Genomic DNA, 16184 nt, shown 5'->3' on the forward strand with positions numbered 1-16184 from the left:
TGCTCAATTGACCTCATACTCCTTGCGGGCGTCGAAGGTCGAGCGTCAGGGGGAATTCGGGCGACGGCGTCTCCGGCATCAAGGGATATGATCCCGCCGTATGACCCCAGGGCTCGAATCGCGCCAGACGCCGCGCTTCCGCCTCGTTGCCGTTCACCGGGAAGGTTTCATAATTGCGGCCGCCCGGATGCGCAACATGATATCTGCAGCCGCCGATCGAGCGGCCGGACCATGTATCATAAATGTCGAATGTAAGCGGCGTGTTAACGGGCAGGACCGGGTGCAGGCCCAAAGCCGGCTGCCAGGCCTTGAAGCGAACGCCGGCAACCGAGACGCCGGACTGTCCGGTCGCCTTGAGGGGGACGGCGCGGCCATTGCAGGCGACGGTGTAGCGCGACGGGTTGGTGGTCTCCAGCCGCACCTGCAGGCGCTCGACGGAGGAGTCGACGTAACGCACCGTGCCGCCGATCGCGCCTTCCTCGCCCATGACATGCCATGGTTCCAGCGCCTGGCGCAGTTCCAGCTTCGCCCCGCCGTATTCCACCTCGCCGAAGAAGGGAAAGCGGAACTCCAGCTGTGCCTCGAACCATTCCGGCCTCAGGTCGAAGCCGTTCTCGCGCAGGTCGGTCAGGACGTCCATGAAGTCGTCCCAGATGTAATGGCCGAGCATGAAGCGGTCGGCGAGCGCCGTGCCCCAGCGGGTAAACTTGCCCTGCAACGGGTTCTTCCAGAACCGCGCGATGAGGGCGCGCACCAGCAATTGCTGGGCCAGCGACATGCGGGCATTCGGCGGCATTTCGAAGCCGCGGAACTCGACGAGGCCGAGGCGGCCCGTCGGGCCGTCCGGCGAGAACAGCTTGTCGATGCAGATTTCCGAGCGGTGGGTGTTGCCGGTCACATCGGTCAGCAGGTTGCGGAACAGGCGGTCGACCAGCCAGGGCAGGGGCGCCACGCCCTGACCGGGGGGCGGTACCTGGGAGAGCGCGATTTCCAGCTCGTACATCGAATCGTGGCGGGCCTCGTCGATGCGCGGTGCCTGGCTGGTCGGGCCGATGAACAGGCCGGAGAAGAGGTAGGAGAGCGACGGGTGGCGCTGCCAGTGCAGGACGAGGCTCTTCAACAGGTCCGGGCGACGCAGGAAGGGGCTGTCGTTCGGATTGGCGCCGCCGACCACGACATGGTTGCCGCCACCGGTGCCGGTGTGGCGGCCGTCGATCATGAACTTGTCGGCGCCAAGGCGGGTCTGGCGGGCCTCCTCGTAGATGGTCGTGGTGATGTCGACCGTCTGTTTCCAGCTCGACGCCGGATGGATGTTGACCTCGATGACGCCCGGATCGGGTGCAACGCGGATGACGTTGATGCGCTCGTCATGCGGCGGGGCGTACCCTTCGATATGGACGGGCAGTCCAAGGCTCGCGGCTGCATTCTCGGCGGCGGCAATCAGCTCGAGATAGTCCTCGATCTTCTCCACCGGCGGCATGAAGACGCAAAGGCGGCCGTCGCGCGGCTCCACCGAGATGGCGGTTCGTACCGCGCCGCCGATTTCGCCCAGCGTCTGCTCGATGCGGCCGGGATTGGCGGCATCGCCGGCCTTGAAGGAGGATTCCGGCATGGCGCGGCCCGCCGGCACGATGGTTTCCGGCAGTGGTCGACGCGGGATCGATGGGTCCGCCTCATGGATATAAGGGAACTGCGACGGCGGAATATAGGGCAGCGTGCCGAGCGGCAGGCGGTAGCCGACGGGGCTGTCGCCGGGAACGAGGAAGATGCGGCCGCGACGGGTGTGCCACTTTTCGCTGATCCAGCGCTTTTCGCCGGGCTTGCCCCTTGCCTGTGACTGCCAGGCCTGAACCGGCAATACATAGCCGCTCGGGCTTGTCAGGCCGCGTTCGAAGACGCGGGCGATGCGGTTGCGCTCTTCCGGGTCCTTGAGCTTGGAATTGGACGGATCGACATTGTCAGGCAGCGAGCCTTCCTTGATGATCCATTCCGCCGGGTCCTCGTAGGCCGGCACGACCATTTCCGCCTCGATGCCCAGTTCGGTCGCGAGTGCGGTCAGGAATTTCTGCGACTGGTCTTCGCCGACGCCATAATCGCCGCCTTCCTGCGCTACCAGATCGGGGTTGCTCCAGATCGGCCTGCCGTCCTTGCGCCAGTAAAGCGAGAAGGTCCAGCGTGGCAGGCTTTCGCCGGGATACCATTTGCCCTGGCCATAATGCAGGAAGCCGCCGGGGGCGAATTTTTCGCGCAGGCGGCGGATCAGAACGTCAGCCTTCTCCCGCTTGGTCGGGCCGACCGCGCCGGTGTTCCACTCGTCGGACTCGAAGTCGTCGATCGATACGAAAGTCGGCTCGCCACCCATGGTCAGGCGCACGTCCTGAGCCTCGAGCACCCGGTCGACCTGTTCGCCCAGATCGTTCAGCGCCTCCCAGCTCTCGTCGGAAAACGGCTTAGTGATGCGTGGATGCTCGGCGACGCGGGTGATGTCCATGCGGAAGTCGAAGGTCGTGTCCGCTTCGCCGAAATAGCCGCCGGAAATCGGCGCGGCGTTGCGGTAATGCGGTGTCGCGGCGAGCGGAATATGGCTCTCGCCGGTCAGAAGGCCGGAGGTCGGATCGAGCCCGACCCAGCCGGCGCCCGGCAGGTAGACCTCGCACCATGCGTGCAGGTCGGTGAAATCGACTTCGGTGCCGGAGGGGCCGTCGAGCGCCTTCAGGTCCGGTGTCAGCTGGATGAGGTAGCCGGAGACGAAGCGGGCGGCAAAGCCGAGATTGCGCAGGATCTGCACCAGCAGCCAGCTCGTGTCACGGCAGGAGCCCAAGGCCGATGTCAGCGTCTGTTCGGGCGTCTGGACGCCCGGTTCCATGCGGATGACATAGCCGATCGCCTGCTGCAGTCGGGCGTTGATGCCGACGACCATATCCACCGTCGGCTGGTCGGGCGACATGTCGAAATGTTTCAGATAGTCGATCAGCGCCGGGCCGGGCGGCTCCGGGATCATGTAGATCGACAGATCTTCGGCCAGCGTTTCGGGATATTTGAACGGCCATCTCGTGGCCTCTTCCTCGACGAAGAAATCGAACGGATTGTAGACCGTCATGTCGGCAACGAGATCGACCTCGATCTTCAGCTCCGTTGCCGGCTCGGGGAAGACGAAGCGGGCGAGATAGTTGCCGTAAGGGTCCTGCTGCAGATTGACGAAGTGGTTTTCCGGCGAAACCTTCAGCGAGTGCGACAGCACCTTGGTGCGCGAATGGGCGGCTGGCTTCAGGCGGATGATCTGGGGTCCGAGGCGGACGGGCTTGTCGTATTTGTAATGGGTGAGGTGATAGATGCTCGCCTTGATCGACATGCTGTCCCTTTTGATTGCCCTTTTCGGGCGTTCCCGCCGGATGCTTGTTGTTCGGCCTCGTTGAGCGGGCCGACGCATCGCTGCTGCCTTGAGAGTTTGTGCAATGCAGGAGAAGAAAGCAAGGCGGATTCCAAGGGGGGCGGTTGCATCTTCACAAGCCTGCCACCCGTGCTAAGGATGAGCGATCGGAGCATGTGGCAAGGCAGAGGAGTGACCATGGCGCAAACGGCTGACACGGCACCAGAAGCTTACGAACTCCCGCTTTCCGGCCAGCTGAAGATGATGACTGGCGCCTTCTGGGGCTCGCCGGTACGCCGTCATCTGGTGGTGCTGGCGGTTGCCCTTCTCGCCATCATCATCGCGACGACATACGCCACCTACCGCCTGAACGAGTGGAACGGGCCGTTCTACGATGCGCTGGAGCGGCGCGACATGCCGGAATTCCTGCGCCAGCTGATGGTCTTCGGCATGATCGCCTTCTGCCTGACGCTGCTCAACGTGATCCAGACGTGGCTCAACCAGATTACCGCGATGAAGATGCGTGAAGGGCTGGCGCGGGATCTCGCCAATGTATGGCTGACGCGGGGGCGGGCGCTGAAGCTCGGCGGGGCCGGTTCGATCGCCAACAATCCGGACCAACGGCTGCACGAGGACACCCGCATCCTGGCGGAAAACACGACGGCGCTGTCGATCGGCCTCGTCAACTCAACCATCCTGCTCGGCAGTTTCATCGGCGTGCTGTGGGCCATCTCGACGGATTTCGGTTTCCAGATCGGCGGCCATCACATCGTCATTCCCGGTTACATGCTGTGGGCGACGATCCTTTATGCGCTGACCGGCTCGGTCCTGAGCAATGTCGTCGGCAGCCGGCTGGCCAGGCTGAATGCCGACCGCTATGCGCGCGAGGCGGATCTGCGCTCGGCCCTCGTCCGGGCCAACGAGAACCTCAAGCCGATCACGCTGGCGCGCGGCGAACCGAGCGAGCTGTTGCGGGTGCAGGCGGGGATCGACGGTGTGCTCGGCATGCTGCGCAAGCTCGCATGGGCGCTGACCAACCTGACCTGGGTTTCCTCCGGGTTCGGCTGGCTGGCGCTGGTGGCGCCGATCATCATCGCCTCGCCGATGTATTTTTCCGGCGAGCTTTCCTTCGGCGGGCTGATGATGGCGGTCGGCGCCTTCAACCAGGTCAACACGGCACTGCGCTGGTATGTGCAGAATTTCAGCGTCATCGCCGACTGGCGGGCGACGCTGGCACGCGTCTCGTTCTTCCGCAACGCACTGCTGATGACCGATACGCCGGCCAAGGAAGGCGATGTGATCGCCTATCGTTCGGGGTCGGATGCGGATGGCATGGTTCTGAAAGCCGTCGAAGTCTATGGCGAGCCTGATCAGGGCGCGGCCGGCCATGGCGTCAGTCTCAAGGAAGGCGAATGCACGATCGGGCCGGGCGAACGGGTGATGATCAACGGCGATCCGGGCACGGACCGGCATCTGTTCTTCCAGGCGGTGGCCGGAATATGGCCCTGGGGCAAGGGCGAGATACGATTGCCCGAAGGGGAACGGGTGATCATGATGCCGCAGGAGGGCTATCTGCCGACCGCGACATTGCGGGAGGTGATGACTTACCCCGCCGCGACCTCGGATCTCGACGACGCAGCGCTGAAGAACGCGCTCTCGGCCGTCGGGCTCGACCGCTATCTCGGGCGGCTCGATCAGGTCGAACGCTGGGACAGGTTACTCGACAAGGAGGAGGAGGCGGCGCTGCAGGTGGCCAATGCCGTGTTGCGCAAGCCCGAGTGGCTGATCCTCGACGATGTGCTGGAAGGACTGGAGCAGGAGGTGCGCGAGCGGCTCGTGGAGGTGCTTGCGACGCTCGAAGGCTCGACACTGATCTATATCGGCCGGTCGGAGGAGTTCGCCAGCCGGTTCAAGCCCAAGGTCTTTCATGTCGCTCCGCTGCATCCGAACGGCAATGGGGTCGGCTCGGATAACGGCGCCGCGGAAGAGAAAGGCGAGGCGTGATGAACAGCCATGTTGCCAACAGCAAAAACGACCAGTGCATCGTCTGCGGCCGGACGTTTCCGTTGTCCAGACTGCACAAGGTGGCAAGCCTGCGGCCGCATCTCTACGAGATGATCGCGGCCGAGGTGAAGGACTGTGCGCCGACGAGCCTGATCTGCGACGAGGACCTGGCGCGCTTTCGCCGCAGCTATGTGGAGCGGCTTCTGGAAGAGGAGCGCGGCGAGCTTTCCGATCTCGACCAGAAGGTTCTCGACAGTTTCGAGAAGGGGACGCTGACGGTACAGGCGAGTACCGGTGAGACTGCCGACAGAAAGCCGAGCGTCGGCGAGAAGGTTGCCGACCATGTCGCATCTTTCGGAGGATCCTGGACGTTCATTCTGTCCTTCCTTGCCGTTCTGATCCTCTGGATGGGGGTGAACGTCGTCGGGCTGATGCGCCAGCCGTTCGATCCCTATCCTTTCATCCTCCTCAATCTCGTGCTGTCCTGCCTTGCCGCATTGCAGGCGCCGGTGATCATGATGAGCCAGAAGCGGCAGGAGGAGAAAGACCGGCTGCGGGCCGAAAACGACTACATGATCAACCTGCGCGCCGAGCTGGAAATCCGTCAGCTGCATGAGAAGATCGACCATCAGATGGCCAAGCAGTGGGAGCGGCTGGCAGAGCTGCAGCAGATTCAGATCGAGCTGCTGGAGAAGCGCGACGACCCGCGGAAGGGGTAAGCATAAACGGCAAGCGCCGATCGCTCACGTCGGCGTCTGCTGTATTTTTCCGGCATTCGGGCGGCGCAGGTTGAAGAGGTTGCCGGTGAGGATGAGGGCGGCGCCGATGGCCATCAGCGCGTCCACGCCTTCGGCATAGAGAAGGTAGCCGATCAGGGCGGAGGCTGGTACGCGCAGGTAATCCATCGGCATGGCGACCGTCGCATCCGCATGCTGCAGCGCCTTTGCCATGCAGAAATGCGCGAATGTGCCGGTAAAGGCGATGACGAAAATCCACGGCCAGACGGCAGCCGACGGCCAGACCCAGACGCGCAGCGCCGGGATCAGGCCGATGATCGACTGGATGATCAGCATCCAGAAGATGATCTTCGTCGCACTGTCGGTGCGGGTGAGAAACTTCGTCATGATGAAGGAGATGGCGAAGACGAAGGCGGCGCCGAGCACGATCACATGGCCGGGATTGAGCGGCTGGACGCCCGGTTTGAGGATCAGCAGAACGCCGGCTAGGCCGAAGCCGATCGCCACGCATTTGCGCCATGTCAGCTTTTCGCCCAGGAAAAAGGCGGCCATCAGGGCTGCCCAGATCGGTGCGGTGAACTCGATGGCGATGACCTGCGCCAGCGGGATCATCGTCAGCGCCATCAGCCAGGCGAACTGGCCGACATAGTGGGCCACGTTGCGGCCGATATGGCTCGGCAGGATCGTTGTTCGCATGGCGGAAAAGCCGCCTTCGCGGAAAACGAATGGCAGGAGCATGAAGAAGGCGATGACGGAGCGCATTTCCATCACCTGGAAGACGTCGAGTTCCCTGGTGATGATCCGGCCGGAGATCGCCATGAGCAGCAGAAGGGCGATCGATCCCAGCATCCAGGCGGCCGCCTTTGCGGTCGATTGCGTGTTGTCCACTGACGGTGCCTCCCCAGGCGGTGCGGTTTTGATCGTAGCTCTACATTGCTTAGTGTGAGGGCGCGAGATTTATGTGCGGCGATGTCTTCGCCGACGTCGGCGCTGCCCCGCATCCGGCTGCGTCCTCTCGCTCTATCTGCAACTTCGATTGGGGCAGATCCCCTTTCGCCGCCTGCGGGGAGAGGGTTGGGATGAGAGGCAGCAACGATGCGGGAGGCGGATGAGGTCAAACGCGGTCGATACCGATCCTGAATACGCCTACCGCCACATCCCCCGCATCCGCGCCGTCATGTCGATCCGCACCTGCTGGCGATGCCGGCGCTCCTCATCCGACATCGGCGCGACGACCGGCCAGGCGGCGGTTTCGAAAAACTGCAACAGCGTCGCCGGGATGAAGCGGGTGCGCGAGGCATAGACGTGCCGGTCGCCCTGGGCATGCTGGCCGTGGACGAAGAAACGCTGCGGCGTGATGATGTGGAGATGATCCTTGGCGCGGGTCATCGCAACGTAGAGCAGCCGGCGTTCCTCCTCGATCTCGGCGGTCGAGCCGACGCCGAGATCGGAGGGAATGCAGCCGTCGACGCAGTTCAATAGAAAGACCGAGCGCCATTCCTGGCCCTTTGCCGAGTGGATGGTGGAGAGGATCATGTAATCCTCGTCCAAGAGCGGCACGCCGGCCTGGTCGCTCGTCGCATCCGGCGGATCGAGCGTCAGTTCGGTGAGAAAGCGTTCGCGCGACGCGTAGCCCGAGGCGATCTGTTCGAGCTGCAACAGGTCGGCCTTGCGGGTCTCGGCATCCTCGTGGACGCGTTCGAGATGCGGCTGGTACCATTCGCGGGCGGTGCCGATTTCGGCCGGCCAGCCTTCGTTCCTGCGGATTGCGGCGAGCATCTCGACGAAGGCTGCCCAGTCGGCGCCGGAGCGCGGCGGGGCGGGGATTTCCTGCAATGCTGCAAGCGGCTCGGGGTCGGTGGCGATCGCATCGAGGATCTTGCCGGCCGTCTGCGGGCCGACGCCGGGGATGAGCTGCATCAGCCGGAAGCCTGCCACGCGGTCACGCGGGTTCTGGGCGAAGCGCAGGGCTGCGAGCAGATCCTTCACATGGGCGCTGTCGAGAAATTTCAGGCCGCCGAATTTGACGAAAGGGATGTTGCGGCGGGTGAGTTCCACTTCCAGCGGGCCGGAATGATGGGAGGCGCGAAACAGCACGGCCTGCTGTTTCAGCGTCATGCCGGTTTCGCGGTTCTCCAGCACCTTCTCGACGATGTAATTCGCCTGTTCCGTCTCGTCCTTGACGGCGACGAGGCGCGGGCGTTCTTCCGACTGGCGATCGGTCCACAGGTTCTTGGTGAAACGCTCGCGGGCAAGCTCGATGACGCCGTTGGCGGCGGCGAGGATCGTGCTCGTCGAGCGGTAATTGCGGTCGAGCGTGACGATATTGGCCGGCGGATCGAAGGTATTCGGGAAGTCGAGGATGTTGCGGATCGTCGCGGCGCGGAAGGAATAGATCGATTGGGCGTCGTCGCCGACGACGGTAAGGCCGCGCCCACCCGGCTTCATGCCCATCAGGATGGAGGATTGCAGCCGGTTGGTGTCCTGGTACTCGTCGACCATGACGTGATCGAAGCGGGCGCCGACATCCTCGGCGATCGACGGCTCGCTCATCATCTGCGCCCAGTAGAGAAGCAGGTCGTCGTAATCTAGCACGTTCTGGGCCTGCTTTGCCTCGACATAGGAGGCAAAGAGTTCGCGCAGCTGCTTTTCCCAGGCCTGGCACCAGGGGAATGAGGTCTTCAGCACCTCGTCGAGCGGGGTCTCGGAATTGACGGCACGGGAATAAATGGCAAGGCAGGTGCCCTTGGTCGGAAACCGGCTTTCCATCTTGGAAAAACCGAGTTCGTGGCGCACAAGGTTCATCAGGTCGGCGGAATCCTCCCGGTCGTGGATGGTGAAATCCGGGTCGAGGCCGATCTGGTAGGCGTAGAGGCGCAACAGGCGCGAACCGATGCCGTGGAAGGTGCCGGCCCAGGCAAGCGCATCGGTCATGATGCCGGCTTTCTCACCCAGCACCTGCCGGCAGATGCGCTCCACGCGACGGCCCATTTCGTTTGCGGCGCGGCGGGAGAAGGTCATCAGCAGGATACGGCGCGGATCGGCACCGGAGACGATCAGGTGGGCGACGCGATGGGCGAGGGTGTTGGTCTTGCCGGAACCGGCACCGGCGATGACGAGCAGAGGCCCCGCCGGGCCGCCATTCGGCACGTCCGACCCATGTTCCACGGCCCGGCGCTGGGCATCGTTGAGTTTATCCAGGTAGGCGACAGACATTACATTCCGCAGGCTTGTTCCCGATGTGTTCATCTGAGCAATAGCTGATTCGCACCCGCTTGCCTCCCATGCCGGTGCTTCTCCACCGCTTCGACAAACTTGACTGCCGCTCTCGGCTTTCGCTATCGATTAGGGATCGCGTCGTTGCGTGGGAGAGTTTCATGAAAACCGCATCCGTTCTTCTGGCAGGCGCTTCGCTTGCCGTTTCCGCGTTGACCGGCCCATCCATGGCGTTGGCGCAGATCGCCGACAGCCTGACGATCTACAATGCGCAGCACGAGGGGCTGACGCGGGAATGGGCGCAGGCGTTTACCGAAGAGACCGGCATCGTCGTGACGATCCGCAACGGCGTCGACATGGAATTCGCCAACCAGATCGTGCAGGAGGGGGCGAATTCCCCGGCCGACGTGTTCCTCACCGAAAACTCGCCGGCCATGGCGCTGGTCGATGGCAGGGGTCTGTTCGAACCGGTCGACAAGCAAACGCTGGATCAGGTGCCCGAAGGGTTCCGCCCGGCGGACGGGCGCTGGATCGGGGTTGCGGCGCGCTCCACCGTGTTTGCCTATGACAAGACGAAGCTTTCGGAAGCCGATCTGCCGAAATCGATGCTCGATCTTGCCAAGCCGGAATGGCAGGGGCGATGGGCGGCATCGCCATCGGGTGCGGATTTTCAGGCGATCGTCGGCGCGCTCATGCAGTTGAAGGGCAGGGAGGTTACGGCCTCTTGGCTGAAAGGGATGAAGGACAATTTCACCGCCTATCGCGGCAATTCGGTTGCGATGAAGGCGGTCAATGCCGGGCAGATCGAAGGGGCGCTGATCTATCACTACTATTATTTCGGCGATCAGGCGCAGACCGGCGAAAACAGCAACAATGTCGGCCTGCATTATTTCAGGAACCAGGACCCCGGCGCCTTCGTGTCGATCTCCGGCGGCGGCATCCTTGCCTCGTCGCAGCACAAGGAGCAGGCGCAGGCATTCCTCAAATGGCTGACGGGCAAGGAAGGTCAGGCGATCCTGCGGGACGGAACGTCGTTCGAATATGCGGTCGGTAACGGCGAGGCTTCCAACGCGGCGCTCATCCCCTTGAACGAACTCGATGCGCCGAAGGTGGAGCCGTCGACGCTCAACAATGCCGACGTGACCGACATGATGACGGAGGCCGGGCTGCTGTGACGGCTCGCCAAAGGCCCGCTTTCGCAACAGCCGTTGCGCGAAGGCGATGCAGGGCGTAGCTCTTGAAACGTCATTTCCGGATCATCCATGTCATCCATCGCTGACAGCAGGCCCGCAATGGTTTCGCGACCCCGGTTTTTCTCGGGCGGGCGGGGGACCTATGGCGTTGCGATCGTCATCGCGCTTATGGCGCTGATGCCGCTCGGCTTCGTCTTCTGGGCAGCCGTTGTGACGGGGTGGCAGACGGCGGCTCAGCTTATCTTTCGCCCGCGCGTCGGCGAGCTGATGGCGAACACGTTGCTTCTGGTGCTGATCACGGTGCCGATCACCGCGATCGTCGCCACCGCGCTCGCCTGGTTGACGGAGCGGACGGACCTACCGCTTGCGCGGCTCTGGGCTGTGCTTTGCGTCGCGCCGCTCGCCATTCCCGCCTTCGTGCATTCCTACGCCTGGATCGGGCTGTGGCCGTCCTTCCACGGCCTGGCCGCCGGCGTGGCGATTTCGGTTGCGGCCTATTTTCCGTTTCTCTACCTGCCGATCGCCGCCGCCCTGAGGCTGCTAGATCCGGCGCTGGAGGATCAGGCCGCTTCACTGGGCCTGTCCGATGTTGCCGTGCTGCGCCGCGTCGTGCTGCCGCAATTGCGGCTGTCGATCCTCGGCGGCGGGCTGCTGGTCGGGCTGCATCTTCTGTCGGAATACGGGCTTTACGCGATGATCCGCTTCGACACGTTCACGACCGCGATCGTCGATCAGTTCCAGTCCACCTATAATGGTGTCGCGGCCAACATGCTGGCGCTGGTGCTCGTACTTTGCTGCCTCGTGCTTCTCGGCCTCGATGCCGGTTTGCGGGGGCGAGGCCGCTATTCCCGGATCGGCCCCGGCGTGGCACGGATGCCGCGCAAGGTTTCGCTCGGGCGCTGGCGCCCTGTCTGCCTTGTCCTGCCGGCGGCGGCGGTCGTCTTTTCGCTCGGCATCCCGGCCGTGACGCTGTCGCGCTGGCTTCATGCCGGCGGCATCGACATCTGGCGGATGGACGAGATCGGGCTGGCGCTTTTCCAGACGCTCGTCATCTGCCTTGTCGGCGGTATCGCCACGACGCTTGCAGCGCTGCCGATCGCCTGGCTTTCGGTGCGTCGGCCGAGCGGCAAAAGCCGGGTGATCGAGGGTTGCTACTATCTGGCCAGTTCCATGCCGGGCGTCGTCGTGGCGCTGGCGCTGGTGACGATCACGGTTCGGGTGGCGCTGCCGCTCTACCAGACGGTTGCGACAATCGTCATCGCCTATGTGATCATGTTCCTGCCGCGGGCGCTGGTCAGTCTGCGCGCCAGTATCGCGCAGGTGCCGGCGGAGCTGGAGCAGGCGGCGGCAAGTCTCGGGCGCTCGCCCGTCAACGCGCTTCTGGCGACCACCGTCAGGCTCGCAGCGCCGGGGGCCGCGACGGCCGTGGCGCTCTCGTCGCTCGGCATCATGAACGAGCTGACTGCGACCCAGATGCTGGCGCCGAACGGCACGCGCACGCTCGCCATGGCCTTCTGGGCGCTGACGAGCGAGATCGATTATGCGGGGGCCGCTCCTTACGCGCTGCTGATGATCGTCTTTTCCCTGCCGATGGCGGCGCTTCTCTATCACCAATCGAAAAAGATCGCAGGCCGATGAGTTTTGTCGATATTCGCAACATCACCAAGACGTTCGGTTCCGTCACGGCGCTCGACGGTGTCAGCCTTGCGGTGGAACGCGGTAGCCGCATGGTCGTCGTCGGGCCGTCCGGTTGCGGCAAGACCACGCTTCTGCGGCTGATCGCCGGTTTCGAGGCGCCGGATGCAGGCTCGATCGCGATCGCCGGCGAAACGGTTGCAGAAGGCTCTGCGACGGTGCCGGCCTACCGGCGCAATGTCGGAATCGTAGCGCAGGACGGGTGCCTGTTTCCGCATCTTTCCGTCGAGGGCAATATCGTCTTCGGGATAAGCGGGGATCAGCCGGCAAAAAAGCGGAGGGCGGCGGAGCTGATGGAAATGGTCGGGCTCGACGCGTCAATGCTCTCACGTCGGCCGGACGCGCTTTCCGGCGGCCAGCAGCAGCGTGTGGCGCTCGCCCGTGCGCTGGCGCGCAAGCCGCGGCTGATGCTGCTCGACGAGCCGTTCTCGGCACTCGACACGGGGCTTCGGGCGGCAACGCGCAAGGCGGTCGGCGACGTGTTGCGGGCGGAGGGGATCGCCACGTTGCTCGTCACCCACGATCAGGCCGAGGCGCTGGCTTTTGCCGATACGGTGGCGGTGATGCGCGCCGGACGGCTCGTGCAGTCCGGTTCGCCGCGTGCCGTCTATGCCCGTCCCGCCGACCCGCAGGCAGCGGCGTTTCTGGGCGAGGCCATCATTCTCGACGCGGTTCTGTCGGATGGTTACGCGGACTGCGCATTGGGGCGTGTCGCTGCAGACCGGGTGGAGGCGAGGGGGCTTGGAACGATCCTGCTGCGGCCCGAGCAGATCACGCTCTTCGATGACCCGGCCGGTGCCGCGCGCGGGCGTATTGCCGAGATTGGATTTGCCGGTTCGACCTGCGAGTTGCGTGTCGTGCTGCTGCAGGACGAGAGCGTTGTGCTGAGCGTGGATGTACCGAGTTTACGCGCGTTCACCGTCGGCCAGGAGATCGGCATCGGTGTCTGCGGCCAGGCGCATGTGTTCGGCTGATTTTGTTCCTGCCGTGGGAACCGGGAACATTTGATAAGCGTTATCCCGCCATCTCAATCAAGGACACACATCCATGCTGAAATGGGCGCTTATCTTTCTTGTCATCTCGCTGATTTCCGGCTTTCTCGGTTTCTCCGGCGTGTCGGCCGCGACCGCGGGCATCGCGAAGATCCTGTTCTTCATCGCGCTGGTGATCTTCCTGATCTTCCTCGTGCTGGCCCTGATGGCCGGCAGCGCGATCATGTGATCAATCCGGTTCGGAAAGACCCAGACCACCAAGACCGAGCCGCCCCTGACCGGGCGGCTTTTTTATCGTCAGCGCCCCGGATGCTTCTGGGCAAACACGAGGAGCTGCCAGACGACGGGTCCGAGGATCGTGTGTTCGTGATGGTGCGTGGGGATCGCGGAGCCCTTGTCGACGACAATCTCGTCACCGCAGGTGCGACAGCGATAGATGCCGGCATTGCCGACCGGCTGGCCGGGTTTCCAGTCCTGGTCAAATGCCCAGGATTTCGCTTCGACCAGATGGGTGGGATACTTGTACTGCGCCATGCCATTCCCCTTGCTGTGACGGTTAGATAGCAAGAACAGATGACCAAAGAGTAATATAGGCGTGCGAGATCTTGTTTTTATACAGGAAACGTATTCCGCTATGGTTGCATTGCGATTTGAGCTTTTAACTTATGGTAATATCTGTGCGGATAGAGTGATGCCGTTCCGGGGAGTGGGGGGAACGTCATTGCCAGAAATCCGATCATCGGCCGTCGATGCGTCAAGCCACTTTGCTTCAAACGCTTTTCAGGCAGGTCTGAGATGAAAAACATATCCATTACGGCCAAGTTCTTCGTGCTTCTTGCATCCTTCGGCCTGTTCACGCTGGTGCTCGCCTATTACGCCGGCAGCCAGATCCTGCGGGTCGATGCGGATTACTCGCGTCTCGTGACGACCGAGGGCGATGCCTCGACGGCACTGTCGCGGGCCAGCCAGACATTCCAGACCATCCGCGGGGCGATCGGTGACAGCCTGCTCACCACCGCCAAGGAGCAGGAGCGCAAGGCGCAGGAGGAGCTTGTCTCCGCCCGCGAGCTGTTTTCCGCTCATATGGACCGTGCCGCAACCGCGCTGCCGAACGACGGCTCGATCGGCGAGCTGAAGGGGCAGGCGATGGCGGTGCTCGATCAGGCTTGCGCCAACACGATGGTGCTTGGCGCCAAGGCGTTGACCTATCTCGACATCAAGAACGCGATGGACGTGTTCTTCCGTGAGTGCCAGCCGCAGTTCCAGGTCATGTCGAAGGCGCTGAACGACAAGGTCGATGCGCTGTCGCAGGCGACACGGGCGAGCACCGGCGGCCTGTCGGCGGAATCTCGGATGATCTACTGGACGACGATCGGCGGCGTGGTCGCCGCGCTCGTCATCATCTCGCTCGTCAGCTTCGTGGCGATCCGGGCGTGGCTGGTGCGGCCGATCCAGGCGCTGGCCGCGATCATGGGGCGGCTTTCCGCCGGAGATCTCGCCACCGATGTGGCCGGCGGCGACCGCCGGGACGAAATCGGCGGCATGGCGCGGGCCGTGCAGGTGTTCAAGGACAACGGCTTGAAGGCGATCAGCCTCGAACAGGCGTCCGCCGAGGCGCGCAGCCAGAGCGAGAGCGAGCGCCGGCGCATCGCCACCCAGGATGCCGAACGCGCCGATGCGATGGCGCAGGCTACGGCCGGGCTTGCGGAAGGGCTCAAGCATCTTTCCGCCGGTGACCTTCAGTTCCGCCTCGAGAATGCGTTTGCGGCCGATTTCGAGGGCCTGAGGGCCGATTTCAACCGCACGGTCGAGCAGTTGCAGCAGACCCTGTCCTCGGTCGCCGATGCGACGGGCTCGATCGATAGCGGTGCACGCGAGGTCAGCAACAGCGCCGACGATCTGTCCAGGCGCACGGAGCAGCAGGCGGCCTCGCTGGAGGAAACGGCGGCTGCGCTGGACGAGATCACCGCCAACGTGGCGAATTCCTCAAGGCGGGCCGAGGAGGCGCGTAGCGTCGCTGTGCAGGCCAATGACAGCGCGCGCAGATCGGAAGCCGTGGTTGCCGACGCGGTGGAGGCGATGAGCCGGATCGAGCAGTCGTCGCGGCAGATTTCCAGCATCATCGGGGTGATCGACGAGATTGCCTTCCAGACCAATCTTCTGGCGCTGAATGCCGGCGTGGAAGCGGCGCGTGCCGGCGAGGCGGGCAAGGGCTTTGCCGTCGTCGCACAGGAAGTGCGCGAACTGGCGCAACGCTCGGCCGGCGCCGCCAAGGAGATCAAGGAGCTGATCGCCAAGTCGTCGTCCGAAGTCGGCAGCGGGGTGAAGCTCGTCCATGCCACCGGCGAGGCGCTGAAGACGATCGAGGCCTATGTGGTGACGATCAACCAGCATATGGACGCGATCACCATTTCGGCGCGCGAACAGTCGACCGGACTTTCGGAAGTCAACAATGCCGTCAATCAGATGGACCAGGTGACGCAGCAGAACGCCGCGATGGTGGAAGAGGCGAATGCCGCCGGCGCAACGCTCGCCGGCGAGGCGGGCCGCCTGCGTGATCTCGTCGGGCAATTCCAGCTTGGCGGTGGTGCTGTCTCAAGCAGGGCGGACAGCGAGCGGCGCTTTGCGGCGCCTCTTTCGGATCATGCGGCATCCGTTTCAGCGAGCCTTCGCCGCGCCAATGCCGTGAAGCCGGTGGATGGACGCTCGATGCCGAAGGCATCGCCCGCGCGGGGCATGGTCGACCGGCTTTCACAGGCTTTCGGTGGAGGGGCCGTGACGTCTGCGGCGGCTGTCGCAACCGGCTCGACGGACGACTGGGAAGAGTTCTGATTCGGCCTTCTCGACAAGAATTCCCAAGCCCGGCCGGCAGTCGCAGGTCGGGCTTTTTCATCCGCGCGCTCCGGCCGCCGAGACTGTTCCCGCGCCGTGGCATCTGACCTGCAAGTGGTTGGTTGAAAAAGAAAAAGCCCCGAAG

Annotated in this window: 11 protein-coding genes; 7 read left to right on the forward strand and 4 right to left on the reverse strand. The window is 63.7% G+C overall.

Annotated elements, in window-relative coordinates:
* Window positions 1-13: 13 nt before the first annotated feature.
* Window positions 14-3352, reverse strand: coding sequence for a transglutaminase family protein (locus AC0JZ4_RS09615; protein ID WP_471886162.1), 3339 nt, complete (start codon window positions 3350-3352; stop codon window positions 14-16).
* Between the two features lie 216 nt (window positions 3353-3568).
* Here AC0JZ4_RS09615 and AC0JZ4_RS09620 point away from each other — a divergent pair, with 216 nt between their 5' ends.
* Entirely contained in the window at window positions 3569-5374 is a 1806-nt protein-coding gene (locus tag AC0JZ4_RS09620; protein WP_471886163.1) for an ABC transporter ATP-binding protein/permease, read from the forward strand.
* The gene (locus AC0JZ4_RS09625) at window positions 5374-6093 is read left to right on the forward strand and encodes a DUF1003 domain-containing protein (RefSeq protein ID WP_471886164.1); all 720 of its coding nucleotides are present in this window, start codon (window positions 5374-5376) and stop codon (window positions 6091-6093) included. Before AC0JZ4_RS09620 ends, AC0JZ4_RS09625 begins: the two co-directional genes overlap by 1 nt.
* Window positions 6094-6117: 24 nt before the next feature.
* Here AC0JZ4_RS09625 and AC0JZ4_RS09630 read toward each other — a convergent pair whose 3' ends face one another.
* The gene (locus tag AC0JZ4_RS09630) at window positions 6118-6999 is read right to left on the reverse strand and encodes a DMT family transporter (RefSeq protein WP_471886165.1); all 882 of its coding nucleotides are present in this window, start codon (window positions 6997-6999) and stop codon (window positions 6118-6120) included.
* Window positions 7000-7257: 258 nt separating this feature from the next.
* Window positions 7258-9327 (reverse strand): ATP-dependent helicase, encoded by a 2070-nt coding sequence (locus AC0JZ4_RS09635; protein ID WP_471886166.1) that lies wholly within the window; start codon window positions 9325-9327, stop codon window positions 7258-7260.
* A gap of 161 nt (window positions 9328-9488) precedes the next feature.
* Between AC0JZ4_RS09635 and AC0JZ4_RS09640 the strand changes: the two genes are divergently transcribed.
* The 4 genes from AC0JZ4_RS09640 to AC0JZ4_RS09655 all read left to right on the forward strand — a co-directional run bounded on the left by AC0JZ4_RS09640 (window position 9489) and on the right by AC0JZ4_RS09655 (window position 13436).
* Complete coding sequence (locus tag AC0JZ4_RS09640) at window positions 9489-10502, forward strand: iron ABC transporter substrate-binding protein (protein WP_471886167.1); 1014 nt, start codon at window positions 9489-9491, stop codon at window positions 10500-10502.
* A 117-nt stretch (window positions 10503-10619) separates the two neighbouring features.
* Window positions 10620-12158, forward strand: a complete 1539-nt coding sequence (locus AC0JZ4_RS09645) for an ABC transporter permease (RefSeq protein WP_471887848.1) — start codon at window positions 10620-10622, stop codon at window positions 12156-12158.
* The gene (locus tag AC0JZ4_RS09650) at window positions 12155-13189 is read left to right on the forward strand and encodes an ABC transporter ATP-binding protein (RefSeq protein ID WP_471886168.1); all 1035 of its coding nucleotides are present in this window, start codon (window positions 12155-12157) and stop codon (window positions 13187-13189) included. Before AC0JZ4_RS09645 ends, AC0JZ4_RS09650 begins: the two co-directional genes overlap by 4 nt.
* A gap of 73 nt (window positions 13190-13262) precedes the next feature.
* A complete protein-coding gene (locus AC0JZ4_RS09655) occupies window positions 13263-13436 on the forward strand; it encodes a DUF1328 domain-containing protein (protein ID WP_471886169.1) in 174 nt (57 codons plus the stop codon).
* Between the two features lie 68 nt (window positions 13437-13504).
* Here the strand turns inward: AC0JZ4_RS09655 and AC0JZ4_RS09660 are convergent, their stop codons facing one another.
* Complete coding sequence (locus AC0JZ4_RS09660) at window positions 13505-13741, reverse strand: hypothetical protein (RefSeq protein ID WP_471886170.1); 237 nt, start codon at window positions 13739-13741, stop codon at window positions 13505-13507.
* Between the two features lie 261 nt (window positions 13742-14002).
* Here AC0JZ4_RS09660 and AC0JZ4_RS09665 point away from each other — a divergent pair, with 261 nt between their 5' ends.
* Window positions 14003-16039: a methyl-accepting chemotaxis protein gene (locus AC0JZ4_RS09665; protein ID WP_471886171.1), complete on the forward strand. Its 2037-nt coding sequence runs from the start codon at window positions 14003-14005 to the stop codon at window positions 16037-16039.
* Window positions 16040-16184 lie beyond the last annotated feature (145 nt).

It is taken from the genome of [Rhizobium] kunmingense (assembly GCF_977018605.1).

Excerpts from the sequence above, each read along its gene's own strand:
- AC0JZ4_RS09615 (WP_471886162.1), bottom strand. The coding sequence starts at position 3,352 with ATGTCGATCAAGGCGAGCATCTATCACCTCACCCATTACAAATACGAC.
- AC0JZ4_RS09620 (WP_471886163.1), top strand. The coding sequence starts at position 3,569 with ATGGCGCAAACGGCTGACACGGCACCAGAAGCTTACGAACTCCCGCTT.
- AC0JZ4_RS09625 (WP_471886164.1), top strand. The coding sequence starts at position 5,374 with ATGAACAGCCATGTTGCCAACAGCAAAAACGACCAGTGCATCGTCTGC.
- AC0JZ4_RS09635 (WP_471886166.1), bottom strand. The coding sequence starts at position 9,327 with ATGTCTGTCGCCTACCTGGATAAACTCAACGATGCCCAGCGCCGGGCC.
- AC0JZ4_RS09640 (WP_471886167.1), top strand. The coding sequence starts at position 9,489 with ATGAAAACCGCATCCGTTCTTCTGGCAGGCGCTTCGCTTGCCGTTTCC.
- AC0JZ4_RS09645 (WP_471887848.1), top strand. The coding sequence starts at position 10,620 with ATGGTTTCGCGACCCCGGTTTTTCTCGGGCGGGCGGGGGACCTATGGC.
- AC0JZ4_RS09650 (WP_471886168.1), top strand. The coding sequence starts at position 12,155 with ATGAGTTTTGTCGATATTCGCAACATCACCAAGACGTTCGGTTCCGTC.
- AC0JZ4_RS09655 (WP_471886169.1), top strand. The coding sequence starts at position 13,263 with ATGCTGAAATGGGCGCTTATCTTTCTTGTCATCTCGCTGATTTCCGGC.
- AC0JZ4_RS09660 (WP_471886170.1), bottom strand. The coding sequence starts at position 13,741 with ATGGCGCAGTACAAGTATCCCACCCATCTGGTCGAAGCGAAATCCTGG.
- AC0JZ4_RS09665 (WP_471886171.1), top strand. The coding sequence starts at position 14,003 with ATGAAAAACATATCCATTACGGCCAAGTTCTTCGTGCTTCTTGCATCC.